At 62.5% G+C, this 16,043-nt stretch carries 12 protein-coding genes; 4 read left to right on the top strand and 8 right to left on the bottom strand.

The genetic code is table 11. The features are described 5' to 3' along the window. Positions 1–126: 126 nt before the first annotated feature. The 3 genes from ACWDV4_RS14240 (at position 127) to ACWDV4_RS14230 (ending at position 8,931) form a co-directional block, all read left to right on the top strand. The gene (locus ACWDV4_RS14240) at positions 127–7,134 is read left to right on the top strand and encodes a polymorphic toxin-type HINT domain-containing protein (protein WP_449978255.1); all 7,008 of its coding nucleotides are present in this window, start codon (positions 127–129) and stop codon (positions 7,132–7,134) included. Then, positions 7,125–7,541 carry a DUF4240 domain-containing protein gene (locus ACWDV4_RS14235; protein WP_449978253.1) on the top strand — a complete coding sequence of 139 codons (417 nt, stop codon included), beginning with the start codon at positions 7,125–7,127 and terminating at the stop codon, positions 7,539–7,541. Before ACWDV4_RS14240 ends, ACWDV4_RS14235 begins: the two co-directional genes overlap by 10 nt. 295 nt (positions 7,542–7,836) lie before the next feature. Then, positions 7,837–8,931, top strand: coding sequence for an IS630 family transposase (locus ACWDV4_RS14230; RefSeq protein ID WP_449978251.1), 1,095 nt, complete (start codon positions 7,837–7,839; stop codon positions 8,929–8,931). Between the two features lie 6 nt (positions 8,932–8,937). On the opposite strand, the gene ACWDV4_RS14225 is transcribed toward ACWDV4_RS14230, so the two are convergent. The 8 genes from ACWDV4_RS14225 to ACWDV4_RS14190 form a co-directional block, all read right to left on the bottom strand. Beyond that, positions 8,938–9,612, bottom strand: a complete 675-nt coding sequence (locus ACWDV4_RS14225) for a transposase family protein (RefSeq protein ID WP_449978249.1) — start codon at positions 9,610–9,612, stop codon at positions 8,938–8,940. Then, complete coding sequence (locus ACWDV4_RS14220) at positions 9,582–9,797, bottom strand: hypothetical protein (protein ID WP_449978247.1); 216 nt, start codon at positions 9,795–9,797, stop codon at positions 9,582–9,584. Before ACWDV4_RS14220 ends, ACWDV4_RS14225 begins: the two co-directional genes overlap by 31 nt. Positions 9,798–10,029: 232 nt before the next feature. Next, positions 10,030–10,725 carry an MFS transporter gene (locus ACWDV4_RS14215; RefSeq protein WP_449978246.1) on the bottom strand — a complete coding sequence of 232 codons (696 nt, stop codon included), beginning with the start codon at positions 10,723–10,725 and terminating at the stop codon, positions 10,030–10,032. A 187-nt stretch (positions 10,726–10,912) separates the two neighbouring features. Next, entirely contained in the window at positions 10,913–11,386 is a 474-nt protein-coding gene (locus tag ACWDV4_RS14210) for an NUDIX domain-containing protein (RefSeq protein WP_449978243.1), read from the bottom strand. Between the two features lie 49 nt (positions 11,387–11,435). Then, positions 11,436–11,822: a hypothetical protein gene (locus tag ACWDV4_RS14205; protein WP_449978241.1), complete on the bottom strand. Its 387-nt coding sequence runs from the start codon at positions 11,820–11,822 to the stop codon at positions 11,436–11,438. Positions 11,823–11,835: 13 nt separating this feature from the next. Continuing rightward, on the bottom strand, positions 11,836–12,744 hold the full coding sequence (locus ACWDV4_RS14200) for a DMT family transporter (RefSeq protein WP_449978240.1): 909 nt from the start codon (positions 12,742–12,744) through the stop codon (positions 11,836–11,838). A gap of 101 nt (positions 12,745–12,845) precedes the next feature. Further along, the gene (locus tag ACWDV4_RS14195; protein ID WP_449978237.1) at positions 12,846–13,769 is read right to left on the bottom strand and encodes a phosphotransferase family protein; all 924 of its coding nucleotides are present in this window, start codon (positions 13,767–13,769) and stop codon (positions 12,846–12,848) included. After that, positions 13,762–15,096 carry a helix-turn-helix transcriptional regulator gene (locus tag ACWDV4_RS14190; protein ID WP_449978234.1) on the bottom strand — a complete coding sequence of 445 codons (1,335 nt, stop codon included), beginning with the start codon at positions 15,094–15,096 and terminating at the stop codon, positions 13,762–13,764. Before ACWDV4_RS14190 ends, ACWDV4_RS14195 begins: the two co-directional genes overlap by 8 nt. Positions 15,097–15,399: 303 nt before the next feature. Between ACWDV4_RS14190 and ACWDV4_RS14185 the strand changes: the two genes are divergently transcribed. Beyond that, positions 15,400–16,043, top strand: a 644-nt coding sequence (locus tag ACWDV4_RS14185) for a class I SAM-dependent methyltransferase (RefSeq protein WP_449978233.1), incomplete at its 3' end; no start/stop codon positions are given.

The raw sequence follows: 16,043 nt of genomic DNA, 5'->3' as shown, positions 1-16,043 counted from the left end.
TCTTTGCGCCGTGGTGTGAGCCGCGCTGAGTGAACAGATCCAGCATGTAGCCAGACCCGGGCACGCGGTCGGCGCTTCTTGAGTCTTTTAGTTTCGTTGCGGCTGTTGTCTTGGGAGGAACAGCTGATGTCTGTGCTTGGGTTTCGGCGGGTACGTCAGATCAAACATCGGGGGCGGCGGTCGGCGCTGGCCGGGCTGGTGTCTGTTTCAGTGTTGGTGTCGCTGCTGGCAGGTGTACCGGCCCAGGCAGAACCAGCAGCACAACCGATCAAACCGGTCCAACCTCCAGCGGAGAAGTTGAACAATCAAGGCCGTCCGGTGACTGGCAAGGCCTGGTCACAGAACCGGGTTCAGCACTCACCAACGCCAGCACCAGTGTGGCCCAAATCTGCGGTTGCGCGAGTTGACCTAGCTGCGAGTAGCGCCCGCACGCAATCCGGCCGTGGGGTCAAGGTCGGCGACCTGCCAGTGTGGGTGGACCGTGTTCCTGGCGCGGCTGGCGAGCGGCTAGCCAGCCTGAATGTTCAGGTCGTTGACCGGGGGAGTCTTCCGCAGGCCTGGCGCGATGGCCTGGTGCTGAAGGTGACCGCGCCGCAGGGTGCGCCGACTGGCGATGCAAAGGTCTCTGTCGACTACAACTCATTTCGATATGCAGCCGGAGGATCATGGGCATCGCGGCTGCGGCTCTGGCAGGTGCCGGAGTGCGCCGTGTCCACACCAGACGATCCAGGCTGTCACTCCGTTCCGTTGCATACCTCCAACGATGTGGCGTTAGGAGTTGCCTCGGCACAAGTGAAGGTGGGCTCATCCCAGCCGGCGGCGGTTGCCTCTGCAAAAGAGGCAGGTTCGCTTGTGGTGTTGGCTGCGGGTGCGGCGGGGAAGGACGGCAACTTCGGCGCTACCGACCTGTCTGGGTCGTCGACGTGGTCAGCCGGTGGCGGATCGGGTGACTTTTCGTGGAACTATCCGTTGCGCCTTCCCCCGGGCAACGGACCTACGCCGACAGTCTCGCTGGCGTATTCGTCTTCGGCGGTAGATGGTCGCTCCGAGGTTACGAACAACCAGCCATCTTGGATTGGCGAAGGATTCGACTATTCGCCTGGTTACATCGAGCGCCGGTACGTGCCGTGCGCGGATGACATGAAGAACGGAGCCAACAACGCTGAGGAAAGCGGCGACCAGTGTTGGCGATCGGACAATGCGACTATGAGCCTCAACGGTCGCGGTGGTGAACTGGTCTTTCAGGCAGGTAAAGGCTGGCACACTCGGGCCGAAGACGGTTCAAAGATCGAGAAGCTGACCGGTGCGTCCAACGGTGACACCGGCGACGCGGGTTACGGCGACGTCGGTGAGTACTGGAAGGTGACTACCACCGATGGAACCCAGTATTTCTTTGGGCTTCACTCCCTGCCTGGCCACAGCGCGAAGACAAACTCGACGTTGACGATGCCAGTATTTGGCAACCATACTGGCGAGCCTTGCCGTAAGAGCACGTTTGCGGGGTCGGATTGTGTCCAGGCCTGGCGGTGGAATCTCGACTATGTCGTAGACGTCCACGGCAACACGATGTCCCTGTGGTACGGCAAGGAAACCAACAAGTACGCCCGCAACGACACGGACTCCGACGCCGTGACCTACGACCGGGCAGGCTATCTGACCCGTATCGACTACGGCACCTATGACCGAACTGTCGCGTCACACGGGGTGGCTGAGCGCAGCATCACTCCGTACGCGCAGGTCGTGTTTGAGCCTGACGTGCGTTGCTTCTCCAACTGCGGCACCGAGTCGGCACCGGTGAAGAGCAGTTGGAAGGACACTCCGTGGGATCAGGAGTGCAAGGCCTCGGCGACGTCGTGCCCACAGCAGTATTCGCCGACGTTCTGGACCACGAAGCGGCTGAAGAAGATCACCACGCGGGTGTGGGACACGACCAAGACGACCCCGGCGTGGCAGGACGTGGAGTCGTGGACGCTGTCCCACACCTTCGCGGCAACCGCGGATGCTACGCACGAGGGCCTGTGGTTGGACAAGATCGACCATGCAGGTCTGGTTGGTTCTGTCGTCAACTTGCCGCCGGTGACGTTTGGGGCGGTGTCGCTGCCAAACAGGGTGCTGACTGAGAACGGCACAACCGACAACTGGCTGCGGATCTCCAGCATCGTTACCGAGACCGGTGCGCGCATCAAGGTGGATTACGCGCTGCCCGAATGTACTGCGGCGATCGTCGCCACATTGGCCCCGCACTCCAATACGAGGCGGTGCTATCCGGTGCGGGTCCCGGACCCGAACGACCCGACCGGTCAGGCATTGATCACCGAATGGTGGCACAAGCACCGCGTCGAGCACGTGGTAGAAGATGACATCCAGCTGGCCGACGGTCATCAAGCACCATCGAAGCATACGTGGTACGAGTACGTCGGCGACCCAGCTTGGCACTATGACGACGATGACGGCCTTACGCGGCCGCAGCGCAAGACCTGGGGGCAGTGGCGCGGATACGCACAGGTCAAGACTCGGGTGGGCGATAACGGATCTCCCCAGACGCTGGCCGTGACGACCTTCATGCGGGGCATGCACGGGGACAAGGCGAGTCCGTCGGGAGGCACCCGTAACGTTACGGTGCCCGCGTCGCTTGGGACGGAGACTGTATACGACGAGGACCAGTTCTCAGGGCAGGTCCGTGAGCAGGTCGTCTACAACGGCGTCGAGAGCAAGCCAGTATCGAAGACGGTGAACGTTCCATGGCGGTCGAACCCGACCGCTAGCCGGACGATCAATGGCGATCTCGTGGAAGCGCGGTTCGTAAATACCCAAGCGACGTACAGCGCTACCGCACTGGGCGTGGACGGCTCACGAGGATGGCGTACGTTACGGGGATCGACGAGCTTCGACCATGCCTACGGGACGCTCAATTGGTCGCAGGATGACGGCGACATTACGAAGACCGGTGATGAGAAGTGTGTCGCCCACAGCTACAACCGCAACCTGAGCAAGAACCTTACCCAGACGGTCAAGCAAACCACGACAACTGCGTTGGCCTGCGACGCGACCCCAGCCAGCGCCGACGACGTAATCTCCGACACCCGGATCTACTACGACGGCGCCAACAGTGTCGACACGGCTCCAACGTTCGGGGCTGAAACCAGGACCGAGCAACTCAAAGATTGGACGCCCGAGGCCGGGACGGTGTGGCAGACGGTTTCGCAGGCTACGTACGACAGCGTCGGTCGGACCCTGACCAGCACCGACATCAAGGGCAATGTCACCACAACCGCCTACACGCCGACGGTGGGTGGGCCAGTGACCAAGGTGACCACCACCGGGCCGGCCCCGTTTAACTGGGTGTCAACTGCGGAGTCGAACCCGTACTGGGGCTCTACCACGAAGACCACCGATCCCAACAACAGGATCACCGCGGAGGTCGAGTACGACGCGCTCGGACGCGTCGAAAAGGTATGGGAACTGGGCTGGACGAAGGCAGCAAATCCAAACAAGCCGTCAGCGCAGTATTCCTACATATTCGCGGCTGCCCGCGACAACTACCCCTACGTCACATCGCGGGCATTGAACCCAGACGGAAACTACCTGACCTCGTACCAGATCCTGGACGCGCTCATGCGTCCACGGCAAACCCAGTCGCTGTCGATGGGTGGTAGCGGTGACCGGGTGGTTACCGACACGATCTACGACGAGTTCGGAAGGGCAGCGACCACGTACAGCGCGCACGCCGAACCAGGCGCGCCATCCGGGACATTGCTTTGGAAGCCGGAATGGTCGGTGCGAGCCGTGTCAAAGACCGTGTTCGACCAGGCATCGCGGCCCACGAACTCAGTTCTCATGGCGGGCGACGGGGTTTCGAACCTGGTGGAAAAGTGGCGCACCGTTACCTCCTACGAGGGCGACCTAACGAAGGTCACACCTCCGAAGGGAGGCACCCCGACCACGACGGTGATCGACGCTGAGGGGCGGACCGAGGCGTTGCGCCAGCACACGACGGCGGCAGGTGTCGAAGGGGCTTACCAGGAAACCCGGTACCTCTTCAACCGTAAGGGGCAGGCCGTCAAGACCATTGATTCGGCCGGCAACGAATGGGTCAACGAGTTCGACCTCAAGGGCCGGCTGTGGCGGACCACCGACCCGGACAAGGGCGTTACTACCAGCACCTTCAACGACGCCAACGAGCTGCAGAAGACGGTCGACGCCAGGGGTGAGGCTCTCTGGTTCGTCTACGACCAGATCGGCCGTAAGACACAACTACGGGATGACTCAGCCACGGGTTCCCTGCGGGCAGAGTGGAAGTACGACACTCTCTACAGTGACCAAGGCGGGTTCAAGGGGCAGCTGACGCAGTCAATCCGCTATGAGCCGGCTGGTAGCAGCAACGCCTACAAGTGGCAGATTCGCGGGTTCAACGTCCGTTACCAGCCGACCGGCGTCAACTATGTCATCCCGGCTGTTGAGGTCGGCCTCGCTGACACCTATGTCTATACCTACAAGTACTACGACACCGGGGCGCCAAAGTCGATTTCATATCCGGCGGCCGGTGGGCTCGTCACCGAGGAACTCACCACCGTCTACGACCCGACTACCGGTATGCCCAGCCGTCTTGATACCAGCCTCACTGGCTCGACCGGCACCATGGCCACCACGTCGTATACCGCCTATGGCGAGCGATCAGGCTCGATCTACAAGATGCCCGGTGGCAAGTTCACCCAGGATCTCGTCTATCGGGAAGAAGCGACCCGTCGAGTCGACCGCACTACCGTTGGGCGGGAAAGCGTTGCCGGGACGGTATCCGACCGGAACTACGACTACGACGACGCCGGTAACTTCCTTTCCATCTCCGATACTCCGGAAGTTGGCGAGGCCGACACCCAGTGCTTCCGTAGCGATCCGCTCGGCCGGTTGACCGCCGCCTGGACCCCGAAGAGCGGTGTGGACTGCAGGACCGACCCGACCGTTGGGGACCTCGGTGGAGCGGCACCCTACTGGCAGGACTGGACCTTCGATACCACCGGCAACCGACTGACCGAAGCCAGCCACGCTGCTAGCGGGGATACCACGCGCACCTACGTCGTCCCGGCTGGCGGGCAAGGCGTTGTCCGTCCACACGCGGTCAACCAGATGAGCACCACCGAGCCCGGCCAGTCGGCCGTGACATCGCAGTACGCGTACGACGAAAGCGGTAACACCACCTGCCGTCCGAGCGGCACGGCCGCCAACGACTGCACCACCAAGGCAAGCAGCCAGACGCTGGGCTGGGACGCCGAAGGGAAGCTCACCACCGTCACCGCAGCCGCCCAAACCATCGAAACAAACCTCTACGATGTTGACGGTGTCAGGCTCATCCGTCGAGACCTGACTGGTACGACGCTGTATCTACCCGGGCAGGAGATCCGGCGCGAAGGCACCATCAACACCGGCACCCGTTACTACAGCTTTGCCGGTACTACCTGTGCAAGCCGTAAAGGTGGCTCGGCGATCAGCGACCTGACCTGGCTTTACAGCGATCACCAGGGCACCCAGCAGGTCGCCATCAACGCGGGTACCCAGAAGGTGGACAACCGCCGGCAGACGCCGTACGGCGAGCCCCGCGGCAACGACATCACCTGGGTCAACGGCAAGGGTTTCGTCGGTGGTGACAACGACCCCACCAACCTGGTGAACATCGGTGCTCGACAGTACGACCAGGCGCTGGGCCGGTTCATCTCGGTCGACCCGATCATGGACCTGGCCGATCCGCTGCAATGGAACGCCTACTCGTACGCCAACAATTCGCCCATCACCTCCAGCGACCCCACCGGTCTCGACCCGTTCGATGCCCAGTGGGATGGGCCGCCGCCCTCCAAGCACGGCCAGCAGAACATGGAGAATGCCTACGGCACACCCGCCTACAACGCATCCAATCGACCGCCGACGCCTGAAGATATAGCCGCCGCCGCGCAGGCCCGTAAACGTCAAGCGGCAGAACGCAAAAAGCGCGAATGCCAGGCCAGCTTCTTCTGCCGCAACGCCGGCGCAGTCGGCGCGGTCGCCGGCATCGCCGCTGGTGTGATCGTCGGTGCAGGCTGCACGGCTGCCAGCTTCGGAGCAGGTGCCGTTGGCTGCGCAGCCATCGGTGGCTTCGTCGGTGGCGCAGTAGGCTCCCTTACTACCAACGCACTTGACGCCGACGAAGAAAGCGTCTTGCAACTTGCCGGCGAAGCCCTCGGTGCGGGAGTGGTCGGCGCAGTAGCCGGTGCTGCCGGTGCGGTGATCGGTGCCGCCGCCTTCGGCGCGAGTGTCGCACTATCTGCGGGGATGGGATTCAAAGCCGCCGGGCAGATGGCATTGTCTAGCGCGCGCTCAAGCATCGGCGGTGGTATCGGAGGCGCGGGAAAGTGCCTCAACAGCTTTGTTCCAGGCACAGCAGTCGTCCTAGGCGACGGCACCGCCAAGCTCATCGAAGAGCTCCAAGTAGGGGACGCGGTACTTGCTACAGATCCTGAAACCGGCCAATCCGAACCCAAATCGGTAACGGCCACGATTGTCGGTCAAGGTGTAAAGAACCTTGTAGAGATCACCGTCGGCAACCCTGACGATGATGTCATAGGCAGTATGATCGCGACTGACAAGCATCCGTTCTGGGTGGTCGACCTCGCGCAATGGCGAGACGCCACTGACCTGCAACCCGGCCAATGGTTGCAAACCTCGGCCGGGACCTACGTGCAGATCGCCGCCGTTCAGCGCTGGACCCAGACCGCACGGGTCCACAATCTCACCGTCGCAGACATCCACACGTATTATGTATTTGCCGGTAACGCGCCGGTCCTAGTGCACAACTGCGGGAAAGATCAAGGGGTCTATGAGTTCCCCGACATGCATAACCCTGGCAAGACCTATGTCGGCAAGTCGATAAACTTGACGAATCGCCTGGGGTATCATCTGCGTAAGGGTCGGTTGGCGAGCATGGATGACGTCAAAATAACGCACGTGTGTGGGTGTGAGGATGATGTATTTGTGGCCGAGCATCTAAGGATTCAGCAGTTGCGCAAGCAAGGTGTCCCCTTGTCGAATGATATCAATTCTCCTGGGAAGGTGATCCTTGATAGGCGCAACCAGCCGATGCTTCCCGGTGCTGAGGGGTGGGGTTAATAGTGGCCGCTGATTTCTGGTCAATGATCGGATCGAATGTTATTGTGAGTCGATCGGACGTTGAGATAGCGATAGGGAAGGTTCAGCGGCGTATGTGTGCGCTAGACCTTGGAGAACTTGTCAGCTTTCAAGATGAACTCGACCGGAACCTCGATGTGCTCGATCTGAAGTATCTTGCGTCTATTCAGGTTGAATTTGCAGAGGGCTTAGCTCTGGAGCAGACTGTCGATCATTTCCTTTATGCGCGGTGCGCATGCTTGCTTGCTGGGCAAGAAAAGGTTTGGGAGGTGCTTACAAATCAGGAGTGCTTCACTGAGTTTGTTGCTCCTCGGCTCCAATCGGCTGAGGAGTTGCTCTACCTGGCTCGAACCGAGTATCAAAGACGGACTGGTCGGCCAATGGGATAGTTCTTGCAGGATTGTCTGTGAGTGGTGCGTTTGCTCTGCTGAGTAGTTGGCAACCGACCTTGCTTTCCCCGTTGCGTCCGGCTGCGGCCACGCGTAGATCTGCGCCACCGACGACATCTACTGACGTGATCTCAACAAGAATCCGGTAGTTACCGGTATTCGAAATGGATGAGGTGGAGAGCAGCGCGGACGATGTCGCCGATCTGCCGTGGGCTGGCTGTGCTGTGACGTAGTGTCACGTAATTGAGATCTTTTACGCGTTTTGGTGTTACTTGATCCTGGTTGACTCTGGTTCGTGGCGTTGACGCGGCAGCAGCGGGTGGAACTGTCCAGTCTGGTCGGTGACCGGCGGGTGGACGCGGTGGTGGCGGAGCGGGCGCGGATGGTGTTGTGGCGTGATGAGGGCCGCAGTGCGGAGGAGGTCGCTGTCCTGGCCGGGGTGTCGCGTCCGACGGTGAACACCTGGGTCCGCCGCTACCACGCCCAGGGTGTGTCGGGCCTGGCCGACCGGCCCCGGCCGGGTAAGCCGGCCGAGGTGCCCGGGGCGGTACGGGCGCGGATCCTGGCGTTGACCCGGATGACTCCACCAGCGGTGACCGGTCTGACGCACTGGTCGAGCCGGGAACTGGCGAACTACCTGGCCAGACACGAGAACATTCGGGTGTCGCACAACTTCATCGCCGACCTGTGGCGCCAACACGGGCTCCAACCGCACCGGTCCGGCACGTTCAAACTCTCCCGGGATCCGGCGTTCGCCGACAAGGTCGTCGACATCGTCGGGCTGTACCTGGACCCGCCTGACGGGGCGGTCGTCCTCTGCGTCGACGAGAAAACCCAGATCCAGGCCCTCGACCGTACCCAGCCGCTGCTGCCGATCGACTTCGACCGTACGGAGAAACGCACCCACGACTACGTCCGGCACGGCACCACGAACCTGTTCGCCGCCCTGGACGCCGCCACCGGGCAGGTCACCGCCCGCTGCTTCCCGAGACGACGCGGCAGCGAGTTCCTGACCTTCATGAAGCAGGTCGCCGCTGCCTACCCCGACCGTGAGCTGCACGTCGTCGTGGACAACCTGTCCACCCACACCACCGACGAGGTGAAAACCTGGCTGGCCGCCAACCCCCGGGTCGTTTTCCACTTCACCCCCACCGGCTCATCGTGGTTGAACATGGTCGAGATCTGGTTCGGGATCATCACCCGACAGGCCATCCGACGCGGCACCTTCACCTCCGTCACCCGCCTGACCAGGGCGATCAACGACTACGTCACCGCCTGGAACACCGACGCCAAGCCGTTCGTCTGGACCGCAACCCCCGGGGAGATCCTGACCAAGGTCCGCTGGGTCCACACCGAGGTCCGCAAACTCCTCACCAACAATGACAAGTAAACGAACTCAATTACGCGACAGTAGGGTCCGCCAGCGGCCGACGAGGATCGCGAAGCCGCGTTCTCCGAGGCGCCGCATTGATCGAAGGATGGCGTTGTAGGTTCGGTTGTCGACGGCGAGCCGTCGGCCATCGGCGGGCTGCTTGTACGGAGTGTGTATGCCCTGGCCAGCGCCTTCGTAGCCGGAGTCGGCCAGGGTCGGCAGGTGTAGTTCGGAGGCCGCCCAGTAGAGGACTCCGGTGACGTCCAACTGTTGGGCGCAGGTCAGGTCGTGCAGATGTCCGGGAAGCGCATCCGAGGTCCAGATCGGGAGCCCGTCGGGGCGCATCACAGCCTGAAGGTTCGCACCGAAGTCGCGGTGTTTCCCGGAGTACCACGCGTCGATCGTGTCGCCTTTCACGCTCACGGTGGTCTCGGCGAGGCGGTCGGTGTCGAACAGCTTCCGGTCGAGGATCACGTGCGACCAGCCGTTGGCGGCGACCCGGCGCAGCGCGTCGTGCAGAGTGGGTGTCTGTGCCGCCAGGACCCGTACGGCCTCGGCAATGTGCCGGTAGGCCGTAGCCCTCGAGACCCCGAACCCTGCCCCGAGGATGGTCTTGCCCTCACCCTTGCGGAACCACACCAACACCAGGATCGCCTGGTAGAAGCACGTCAGCGCACGGGTTCCCGGTCGGGTGCCCACTGCCCGACGCTCGGCACGAAGCAGCTGACTGTGAGGTTGCCGCCGACGGTGCGGCCCAGGCAGGTGATGTTGAATCCTTGGCGGACCTCGCCATCGCTGTAGGCGATGACGTGGTTGGGGTTGGTGTAGATGCCGAGGCTGCTCTCTTCCTTGACGCACTGCTGGAGGGTTTCGCCGATCTCCATGATTCCGCTGGGTAGGGATCAGTTGCCTGAGTCCCTGCGGCGTTGCATGAGTATCCGACCTGCTTCGTCGGTGACAAGTGCGGAGCCACCCGGCACGAGACTGCTCGCCGCTGGCGCGGCTGGGTCGTGGTAGTAGTCGCGCCTGCCGCTCACTGCCGTACCTCCTCGGTCCCGATGTCGGAGGATTTACTCTCCGTGGGGAGAGGTGGCTGCCGGTACATTTCTCGGTTGGTCAGCGATTGGCTGGATCCGCCAATGGAGACTGGGGTTCGCTGGGGAGCGGCGATGTCGTGGCTGGGGCGGCCGGCGGGCTCGGCCGGGATCCGTGCTGAACCAACATGACGATGCCGGTCACGACCGTGGCGACCAGTGCGATGGCGACAACCAGTAGTGCGGGGATCAATAGCGCATATCGCCAGGCCAGTATCTGCGTCAGCAGGCCGGTTACGACGGGTCCGAGCAGGAGCGCGGCGCCGAGCGCGATTCCGAGCACCAGTCGGGCCTGAGAACGCATGCGGCCCAGTTGACCGGACAGGCCGAGAGCGACGCCGAGAACGGCCCCGGTGCCCAGCCCGCCGACGACCCGAGCGACCGCCATCACCGCAGCCCCCGGCGCGAAGGCGTTCACCACGCTCCCGAGGAGCAGGAACAGCAGTGCCGGCACTGCGACTGCGGTGGGCCATCGCCGGCCGAGCAGGTAGCCAGGCACGATCAGGGCGGCGGTTGCCACCGCGTACGGTGCGATCATGGCCGCCGCGGTGGCTGCGGCGGTCAGTCCGAGGTCGTGCTGGATCGCGCTGCCCAGCGGTCCGATCGGCGCGGTGAGCAGTGCGGCGCCGAGCAGCGCGCCGAGAGCTGGCCCAGGAAGCGACCAGAGCGGGCGAACCACCGGCGGCCGGGTCGATGCGGGGTATCCGGGGGCGAACATCCAGCGAGTGTATGCATCGGCGGTGATACGAACGCGATGTGACACGAAGCGATCTCGGTCATTCGTGGCCGGCGGGCCGCACTGGGGTAGCGAAGCATAGCCACATTTGGTCTGCAATGGGCATCTAGCAGTCCAGGCCGTGCAGGTCGGTCGAAGTTGCGCACACCTCCGAGTCGTGCTGGGTTCGCTATCTGAGGTGTGGAGCCTCGCGCTCTTGTGCGTGGTGGTGTAGGCGCAGTCGTACGGTGTCGTGGATGGGGATGTGGTCGAACTCGGTGGGGTCGATGAAGCGGACTTCGGTTGACTCGTTGCTGACCGTGATGTTGCCGCTCACGATGCGGCCCAGGTAGGTGAGGTTGAATTCTTGGCGGACTTCGCCGTCGTTGTAGGCGATGACGTGATTCGGGTCGGTGTAGATGCCGAGGAGTCCGGTGATCTCGATGTCGAGGCCGGTCTCTTCCTTGACTTCGCGTACGACGCACTGCTGGAGGGTTTCGCCGATCTCCATGATCCCGCCTGGCAGAGACCAGTTGCCCGAGTCCGTACGGCGTTGCATGAGTATCCGACCTGCTTCGTCGGTGACCAGTGCGGAGCCGCCTGGTACGAGGCTGTTCGCCGCTGGCGCGTCTGGATCGTTGTAGTAGTCGCGTCTGCCGCTCACCGTCGTACCGCCTTTGGTCTCAATGCTGGTGCTGACGTTCCTTGGCCGGTCAGTTGCCAGTGATGTCCCGTTCGATGCTTTCGAAGATGTCGGCGTCGGTCTCCTGCTGCCACTGGGGCAGGTCGTCCCAGTCGGCCACGTAGGAGGGCTTGGGGTTGGGGAAGTGCTTGTAGATCTGGCCGATCCAGCAGAGGGCGACAAACCGGCCCTTCTGGCGGCGGGTTAGTTTCGTGGTTGCTCCGCCGGTGACCGTGATGAAGGCGTGCACCTGCTCGTATACGGCGGTGGCGCTTGCGCGTTCCCAGTCTGGTGTTTCCTCCCAGGGGGTGACGTAGCCGGGTTTTGGTTCGCCGGGGAAGTGCCGGCGGACACCGGCGATCCATGCGTCACGGAACGCGTGTCCTGGCTCGACCTGCAACGTGATTTCCTTCCTCATGTGTGGCTCTGCATCAGCTACGGATGGTGCTTGTTGGTTGCCTTCGGCTGAGGGTGACGCCGACGAGGACCAGGATGGTGCCGAGCAGAATCCAGATGGTGATTGCTTCGCGTAGGGCGAGCCAGCCGAGGAGCACGGCGACGATCGGCAGGAGGTACGTGACGGCGGAGGCGGCGGTCGGTCCTTCGTCCTGGATGATCCGATAGTTCAGGACGTATGCGATTCCGGTACCGAGTGCGCCGAGTACGAGCAGGCTCAGCGTGGCGTCGGTGCGCCAGACGGGCGGGTTCAGCCCGGCGAACGGGATCGCCACAGCAAGCAGGACGGTGGCTGCGCCGAGTTGGCTGGCCGACAGCATGAGAGGGCTGATTCCCCGGCCGGTGAGAAACCGGCCCATGTAGACGTAGCTGACCGCGTAGCTGGCAGCGGCGGCGAGGCAGAGGACACCGCCCCAGCTTGCGATTTCGCCTGCGGTTTTCCAGGGCGAGAAGATGGCGACCACGCCGAGGAAGCCGAGCGCGAACCCGATGGCTTTCCACCACGTGACCGCGCGATCGACCCCGAGGAGGAGAGCGAGGAGCAGAGTCCATAGCGGGGTCGTCGCGTTGAGTACGCCGGCCACGTTCGAGCCGATTGTTCTCTCGGCTACGCCGAACAGGACGTAGGGGATCGCGTTGGCGATCAGGGCGGCGACGAAGAGGTGCCCCCAGATGCGCCAGCCGCGCGGGAAGCGCAGACCACGGGACAGGGCGATGGGGGTCAGCACGACGAAACCGAGTAGGAGCCGGCCGAAGACGATCTGCACCGGGTTGAAGCCGCGTAGCGCAAGCTTGATCCAGAGGAAGCTCGATCCCCACAGCAGGGCCAGGGCCGCTACCCGGAGCAGCCCGGCCCGGCTGATGGTTGGCCGGTCAGTCAGCAACGGGCATCTCGTAGTCCAGGCCAGTCTGATCGGCATGCATGATGAAGCGGATATCTCGCACGGTCCGCCCTGGGCAGTGGGCCGAAAGATCGCCTAGCACGTCAGACTCCTGACCATTGGATCGTCCGGTCGCCAACCTGCAGTGAGTGGAGTCGGCGTCGGAGTTGGTTACGAGCAGCCGGATTGTCGACGGAGGCACGGATGTGCGCGGAAAGCGAATGGAGATCGCGTATGTCGCGGAGTAGTTGGTGGTCAGGCCATGTCGCGATGTTGTAGCCGTACGCCGAGCTGAACTCCCGACGTACGTTGTCGGGGTCGCCGAAACGGTTCCCTGGCGCTCCGACTAGCGTCACGTCCATTTCGCGAGGACCTTGGCAGGCGCTCTCCCAATCGATCAGGGAGTAGCCAAACGGACTGCGAGGGTCAACGAGCAGGTTGCCGGTGTGGGCGTCGTTGTGGATGAGTCCGATCCCCAGTGGGAAATTGAGGTTGTCGTATTTGACGGCCAGTTCCGTGGTTAGTTCCAGGAGGAACGCTCTGTCGCTGCTGCTCAGTGTCGGTGTTTCTCGGGCAGAGTCCAGCGTGATGGCCTGATGCAGACGGCTGAACGGTGTGTATCGGGGCAGCGGGATGGGAGGCGTGGGAAGTTCGTGAAATGCCCGAAGTAGCTTTCCCAGTGCTATATGGGCCGACAGTCGTGGAGATGTCGACTGGCGAGGAATCTCGTGCCATATGGTCGCCGTGTAGTTTCCGGCGGCGATGGGCTCGCTGAGGGCGGGTCGGACGGCGGGGAAGTTCTGTGTCGCTAGCCATGCGGTGAGCTGTAATGCGCGGTTGGCTCGGATGATGGCCTCATCGTTGGCTGGCGTGAGACGTGTGACCAGCCCGGCTTCAGGGAAGCGGAAGGTGCACGCATCGTGGAGGCGCAGCGGCTCGACCACGTGTATATCTTTGACATCGATGTGACGGCCAACTATCCGTAGGGCTTCCGTGGCTCCATTTGCAGGCCATTTGTCTTCAGTCATCTCGCAACACCTTGCCGAGTCGGTGTCGAAGTTCGGCGACCTGTCCAGTGCTTTTGAGGTGTCGGGTGGCTTCTTCAAGATCCCAGAGGCGGTCTCGTGATCGGGGGGAAGTGAGACCGGCGACACCGTCAAGCGCGCGATCTGCGATCGCAGTCGCCTCATCGAGTTTTTCGTTGCTTTGGAACATGGTGCCGGCGAGAGCCACGAGGTTTAGGACCTTGCTGCGAGCGAGGTTGTCGGAGCGAGAGGATACTGCGCTCCGTAACAACCGCTCGGCTTGCTCGCCGGCAGCGGGCATCGATCTTGCCAGGACGGAGTATGCGTGACCTCGGGTAGCGGCCATCTCTGTATGGTCCAGATGCGAAAGCCAGCTAGGCACCTCTTCGCCGAGACTGCTGTCGAAGTAGTCCTGGGCACGTTCTAGGGATCGATGGCAGGACTGTGCCTTCCCAATAGCAGCGTAGCTCCACCCCTCGTAAAGCGCCGTTTCCGCCAGAGCCAGATCTGAGAAGCTGTCTTCCGGAGTTGCTGAGACAGCATATGAAAGCTGAATGAACCGTAGTGCATCCGCCGGCCTTTTTAGGTGGAGTGCCTGGTGTGTGAGCTGTCGTAGGATAGAGCCGATGAGCCCAGAAGCCTGAGCTTCCTGTGCCGCATTCAGGGATAGGGTCCACAGCTTGCGTGCTTCGGTGTGTTGGTTCACGTCATAGCTCATGAATGCTGCTGCACTGGCCAGATCGGCCAAGGCGGTGAGTAGCTTTTCCTTCGTCTTGGTTGAATCGCACGAAGAATGTTTCGTTACGGAGGCAACCCATCGGAGTTGAGTGATGATTGCGGCTCGGGGTAGGTCACCGCCCCAACGGTTATCCCAGTCGCGGAAGGCTCGGGTTGTAAGCTCGATGCGGGCTACGTCTGACAATCCGATCTGCCGGGGAGGCTCGAGGCAAGTCATCGGAATGAGGTCGACATCAGGTTCATGCTCTATCCCGTTGGCGCCTACTCCGACGGCGATTCCGATGATCTTTGTCAGGAATTCAGGCGGATGCAGTGCCTCGATTTGTTCGTGGTTGATGCTGTCGACAGGTAGGTGGGCGAGGTTGTGATCAGCAGGGCAGGAATCGGGATCTGCTAGCAGCAGGTCCAGTTCTTCGAGGGAGATCTTCAGGACAGCAGCGATCTTTGGACGCTGCCAGGGGCGGGGGAGAGTGTCACCCGCCTCCCAACGGTAGGCGGTAGTTCGTTCGACGCCAGCGGCGGTTGCGAAACCCTCCTGTGTGTAACCGGCTGCCCTGCGACGTTCGATAAGTGCAAGTCGTTTCCGCGTCATCCGTAGATCCTTCCCGCGTCAACGTTGCCGATCGGTTCATTATCTCTGCTGATCGCGAGCCTTCTATGCAGCGTAGCGGTCTTCCTTCTTCAGCGAGTATGCAGACGGTCTGCAGTGGATCGTGTTGATCGTCTGGGGTTGGGTGATCTCGGTTGGTACGGACCTCGAAGACCCTCGTCTTTTAGGGGTCTGCCACGCCCATGAATGAAGGCGGAACCACAGAGATCCTGAGGTGAGGACCTTGGCTTACACGTTCGTCGCGGTTGGCGGCGTTCTACTCGGGTTTGTGGCTGGGTTGGTGTCGTGCCGGGTGTCGTGGCGGTGGTGTGGGGTGTGCGGGGTGTCGTTGACCTGCCCGAACTGTTCGACCCAGCCGGCGCGTCCGGCGGGGTCGCCGCAGTGCTGGCCGGCTGCGGTGATCGCTCTGTTCATGTCTACGGCTTGGAGAGGGGTTCGATGACGGCTGTTGCGTTGCGTCAGGTGTTCGACAGTGATGAGCAGGGTGGGCGGCGGGTGTTGGATTACCTGTCGGCGGTGCTGGATGGGTTTACGTGTGACCGGTTGGGCAGGGTGGGGGTTGCCTGGGGTGGTCGGTGTTGGGTGGTGGGTGCGGGGAACGGGTCGGTGGCCGGTTGGTTGGGGGATCGGATCGGTCCGACCGGTGAAGTAATCGCCACCGGGCTCTGCCCGGATCTGGTCCGGTCGCATCCTCGGGTGACGGTGATCGGCCGGAACGACGAGCGTGATCCGTTGTTGGGTGGAGTGTTCGATTTGGTGCATGCCCGGTTGGTGTTCGCCGGCTGGCCACAGAGGTGGGAACTCGTGCACCGGTACGCACGGGCGCTCGGCCCGGGAAAGCCGCTGGTGATCGAGGACTGGGGTCGCTGGTCGGGGCAGGTGTTGTCTTCCCCGGTTCCGGATGCGGCCGGTGTTTACTGCCGGTTTCG

The organism is Micromonospora sp. NPDC003197 (assembly GCF_053590565.1).
The sequence above is the reverse complement of the archived record's forward strand: the minus strand, read 5'-3'. Positions and strand labels throughout refer to the sequence as shown.